Annotated in this window: 6 protein-coding genes and 1 pseudogene; 1 reads left to right on the top strand and 6 read right to left on the bottom strand. The window is 47.6% G+C overall.

The features are described 5' to 3' along the window. The 5 genes and pseudogenes from AC1WIP_RS11970 to pyrF form a co-directional block, all read right to left on the bottom strand. Window positions 1-226, bottom strand: a pseudogene (locus AC1WIP_RS11970) (hypothetical protein); the annotation flags it as partial. Between the two features lie 145 nt (window positions 227-371). Further along, the gene (locus AC1WIP_RS11965) at window positions 372-683 is read right to left on the bottom strand and encodes a DUF6142 family protein (RefSeq protein WP_481142040.1); all 312 of its coding nucleotides are present in this window, start codon (window positions 681-683) and stop codon (window positions 372-374) included. A 60-nt stretch (window positions 684-743) separates the two neighbouring features. Then, the gene (locus AC1WIP_RS11960) at window positions 744-896 is read right to left on the bottom strand and encodes a hypothetical protein (RefSeq protein ID WP_481142039.1); all 153 of its coding nucleotides are present in this window, start codon (window positions 894-896) and stop codon (window positions 744-746) included. Window positions 897-981: 85 nt separating this feature from the next. Continuing rightward, window positions 982-1656, bottom strand: coding sequence for an orotate phosphoribosyltransferase (gene pyrE / locus AC1WIP_RS11955; protein ID WP_481142038.1), 675 nt, complete (start codon window positions 1654-1656; stop codon window positions 982-984). Window positions 1657-1736: 80 nt separating this feature from the next. Then, complete coding sequence (pyrF, locus tag AC1WIP_RS11950; RefSeq protein ID WP_481142041.1) at window positions 1737-2660, bottom strand: orotidine-5'-phosphate decarboxylase; 924 nt, start codon at window positions 2658-2660, stop codon at window positions 1737-1739. Between the two features lie 255 nt (window positions 2661-2915). Between pyrF and AC1WIP_RS11945 the strand changes: the two genes are divergently transcribed. Beyond that, the gene (locus AC1WIP_RS11945) at window positions 2916-3278 is read left to right on the top strand and encodes a helix-turn-helix domain-containing protein (protein ID WP_481142037.1); all 363 of its coding nucleotides are present in this window, start codon (window positions 2916-2918) and stop codon (window positions 3276-3278) included. Here AC1WIP_RS11945 and AC1WIP_RS11940 read toward each other — a convergent pair. Continuing rightward, complete coding sequence (locus AC1WIP_RS11940) at window positions 3264-4328, bottom strand: tetratricopeptide repeat protein (protein ID WP_481142036.1); 1065 nt, start codon at window positions 4326-4328, stop codon at window positions 3264-3266. The genes AC1WIP_RS11945 and AC1WIP_RS11940 overlap by 15 nt on opposite strands. Between the last annotated feature and the right edge of the window lie 197 nt (window positions 4329-4525).

The raw sequence follows: 4525 nt of genomic DNA, 5'->3' as shown, positions 1-4525 counted from the left end.
CCGTTAATTCTTCCAAAGACGCCTTCCCCAGACCGCCATCCTCCAGAAATTTCCTGGTTTCTTCCAGCAAAAGCAGAAATCGGGCTGTCACGGCAAAATAATCCTCAAAGGCCTCATCTCCGAAATGCTCCTGCGGAATCTCCCGGATTCTGGACAACACTAATTTAAGTCTTTCCCTTTGCAGCTCTTTCTCTGCTTCTTGTCCTATTTCTATTTTTTCACACATGATACTCTCCATTCCGAAGCGTTTTTACGCGACGGGGCGATGAGAAATCCGCGCATGCGGTTTCTCATCTGCCATCAGACAAATTTGTGACGCTCCGGCACAAATTTGGGATTGAAAAATCAACTCATCAGAGTGATTTTTCAATCTATACTCCTAAATATAATATCAGCCCCACGCTTCCCAGCGCTGCCACATTTAACAGCAGTCCAAGCCAGGGAAACAGCATATAATTGTCCTTTTCCCGAAACGAGATGATTGCCAGAACCAATCCGGCCAGGGAAAAGACGGCAGCCAAAAGCCCGGTCACCCCGTAGCCGTTTTGGGCCTGTCCGTCCCTCAAATAGGTCAGATACACCACAATGCCTAAGGACACTAAACTGATGATTCCCAAAATAGCAGCCATAATGGCCTTGTAGGAATGCTTTTTATTTGTAAAAATATAGTTTTTCCTTTTCATGTCCTATATAAACCCTAAAAAGGCACTTCCCTCAGGAAATGCCCTCATGCTGCTCCTTATTTAAAATAAAATTCTGGATTTACCCGCAAGAAGCCTGGCCCCGCTGACGATCAGCAGCACCCCGCTGGCAAGTCCCACCGCTACGGAAATCACTCCCAGCACAATATTCATGACACCAGCGCCGCCCATTGTCTTATAAACCTTTTCTTCCATCTGTCACACCTCACATTTTTGATGCTCCGCCCTTTTTCTCAGCTTTCTCTGTGAAAGGGATTCCTCCTGCCCGTCTCCAGGGCATCTAGGCACCGTACTCCTCATAGTAGCGGTCAATAGAAGCCTTCAAGACATCGTCAATATAAATCTTTCCTTTGTAGGGCTTATTATACAGGCACTCCACCACATCCTGCATGGTGACAATAGCCCTTGCATCAAAGCCGTATTTTTCCCTGATCTCCTCCAGCGCGCTCAGCTTTCCGCCAAGTCCCTTTTCCATGCGGTTTAGGGACACCATCAGTCCCTTGATCTGCACGTCTGCCTGAGCCTTGATAATGGGGAAGGTCTCCTCAATGGATTTCCCGGATGTTGTCACATCCTCAATCATCACCACGCGATCTCCGTCCTTTAGGCTGCTGCCCAGAAGTATCCCCACATCACCGTGGTCCTTTATCTCTTTGCGGTTGGAGCAGTATCGGATTTCTTTCCCGTAAAGGCTGCTGTATGCAATGACCGTGGCAACACTCAGGGGAATGCCCTTGTAAGCCGGCCCGAACAGCACATCAAAATCATCTCCGTAGCTGTCATGGATGGCCTTTGCATAATACTCCCCCAGCCTGCGAAGCTGAGAGCCGGTCACATAGGCTCCGGCATTCATGAAGAAAGGAGATTTTCTTCCGCTCTTTAGGGTAAATTCACCGAATTTCAGCACCTGGCTGTCCACCATAAACTCGATAAACTCCTGCTTGTATGCCTCCATATCTGTAAACCTCCTGTTTTGTCCATTTTATACTAACACAAAACTCCCCAGTTATCAATTAGTTTCACCGGGCAAGTCTATCATCGGTTCAGCGCCTGTGCAATATCCTCCCTCATGTCCAGCACGGCGGCCCTGGATGCCTCCGCATAATTTTCCTCACCGTATCCTGCATACTTTTCCTGCTGATAGGCTGCAATAATTCCTCTGGAGGAATTGATAATGGCTCCCAGTCCGTCTTTATTGAAAAAGTGAACCAGATCAGCACCCTTGCCGCCTTGCGCGCCGTACCCCGGCACCAGTATAAACGCCTTTGGCATGATTTTGCGCAAAAGCTTCCCCTGTTCAGGATAGGTGGCTCCTACCACAGCCCCCACATAGCTGTACTCTTGTCCCATACACGCTTCTCCCCAGGCCGCCACCTTTTCTCCCACAATCTCATAAAGAGGACGACCGTCTATGAGCTGGTCCTGAAATTCGCCGCTGCTTGGATTTGAGGTTTTGACCAGTACAAAAATCCCCTTTTTTTCCTCTCTGCATACTTTGATAAAGGGATTGACGCCGTCTGAGCCCAGGTAGGGATTTACGGTGGCAAAATCCTCGTTAAAACCATAGCAGGTTTTGCCGCCCACTAAAACACGTCCCAAATGTCCCACAGCATAGGCCTCGGAAGTGGAGCCGATATCCCCCCTCTTAATGTCTCCGATCACCACCAAACCCTTTTCCCTGCAGTAATCCACCGTTTTCTGAAATGCTGTCATTCCCGGAATGCCAAACTGCTCGTACATGGCAATCTGAGGCTTTACTGCAGGCACCAGATCACAGATGGCATCCACAATTCCCTTGTTATACTGCCAGATAGCTTCCGCCGCTCCCTCCAAAGTCTCGCCATATTCTGCAAAGGCCTTTTTTTGAATGTGCTTTGGCACAAATTTCAGCATAGGGTCCAGTCCAACCACAATGGGAGCATTTAACTCCTTGATTTTTGACACCAGTTTATTAATCAGTCCATTTCCCGTGCCGCCCAAAGGCATTTACATTTTCATCCATTTTCCCAAAGCCCTTGACCGCCGGTCAACTCATTTCCCGAAACAATTTCATTATTTGTGTCAGTGCTGCCATCATTTTAACATTTATAAAATATTCTTCTTATTTTCAACACTTTTCTTGCATATCTAAAATAATATTTCTCAAAACCTAAAATACTATAAAATAGGTTTTACGAAATCTGAAACAGGCAATGATCTACGGGAGGTGGGCATATGGATTTTGGAGAAACGCTTGCGAAGCTCCGCGCTGAAAAAGGCATTTATCAAAAAGAACTGGCGGCTGCGCTGAATGTATCGGTGGGCACTGTGTCAAACTATGAAAAGGGCGTCCATTTTCCGGACCTGTCCACTCTCTGCAAGATCGCTGACTATTTTGAGGTTACCACGGATTATCTTTTAAACCGCACCAGATACCGCTACAATTTTGAAACCTTAAATCACAGGCTCCTTCGGGATTATACGGTGGCGGACATGGTTAACACCACCCTGGAGCTCTCTCCAAGAGACGTGCATTCCATGCTGGATTTTTTAGACCTTTTAAAGCTGCGGAGCGCCAGGGACTCATCGAGTCGATAGAAACTGTTTTTCCCTTGCAGCCGCCTCATCATCGGGATAGTTTGCCAGATAGGCGTCCAAAAGCACTGCCGCCTTCTGGTATTCTCCCAAGTATTCGTAGGCCACAATTTCATTAAAGGACAACGCCTGAACCATATCGTTTCCCTCTATTTCAAGTCCGGCCTGAAAGGCTTCCAGCGCCTTTTGATATTCTCCCTTGGTCATCTCGCATAGCCCCAGCTGATTATACATTTCCGCATTTGAAGGATCCTGGCTGATGTAGCTGTTATACACGCTGGAGGCATAATTATAGTCCCCCGTGGCCTCATAAGCCTTGCCCAGGTACAGATAGCTTTCGGCTCCTCCATTTCCCTTCGCCTCCTCCAAAGCCAGATAAGCCTTCTGATATTCCCCCAGATAATAATAAATCCGTCCGCTGTCAAACTGGTCCATGGCGCCTTCTGCAGTGTCCAGGGCATTTTGCAGATAAGCCTGTCCCTCCTGTCTGTAGCCAAAGTGATCCAGAGTTTCATAGATTTCTATCAGTCTGTCATAATTTTGGGGCGACATGGAAACCACCCTGTCAAAATCCTCCTTTGCCCCTTCAAAATCCCCAAGGTTCAAAAAAGCGTTTCCCCGTAGAAAATAGGCGTCCTCCTCCTTTGGCCGAAGGGCAAGTATAGCGTCGTAGGTATCTTTTGCCTCCTGATACTGCCCATTCTTGGTATAGGCCGCCGCAAGATAATAATTTAAGTCAAAATCTACAGACTCCACAATGCCGCTGCTGGCGGCAAGGGCCGTCTGAAAGCAGCTGATTGCCTGTTCATAATCTGTAAGCCCCATATAGGCTATACCTCTTCCCCTGTAGATCAGACGTTCATTTTCGTTGGCAGCCTCCGCCTCCTCAAACTCTGCCAGAGCCCCCTGGTAATCCAGATTCTGTATCAGCTGCATTCCGCTCTGTATATTTTCACTGCCCCCAGCGCATCCCGTAAGAAGCATTGAAACCAACAACCCGGCCGCCAAAAGGCCGCTTTTTTTTATATGATAGAAAGCCATGACAATCTCCATTTCCGCGCATTTTCCTGAACTTATAGTAGCATATCGGTTTTGAAACCTCAAGAGATGCGCAAAACATTCTGTACAAATTCATAACAGTCCAGCCATAAGAGGACAATCCCTGGGCATTGGCTTATGTGAGATAAAGGAATTCTTGCCGCCGTTTGCGCTGTCCACATTGTCGTTGACAGCGATAAAACGCACTCCCT

This window comes from Acetatifactor sp., assembly GCF_982438285.1.
The sequence above is the reverse complement of the archived record's forward strand: the minus strand, read 5'-3'. Positions and strand labels throughout refer to the sequence as shown.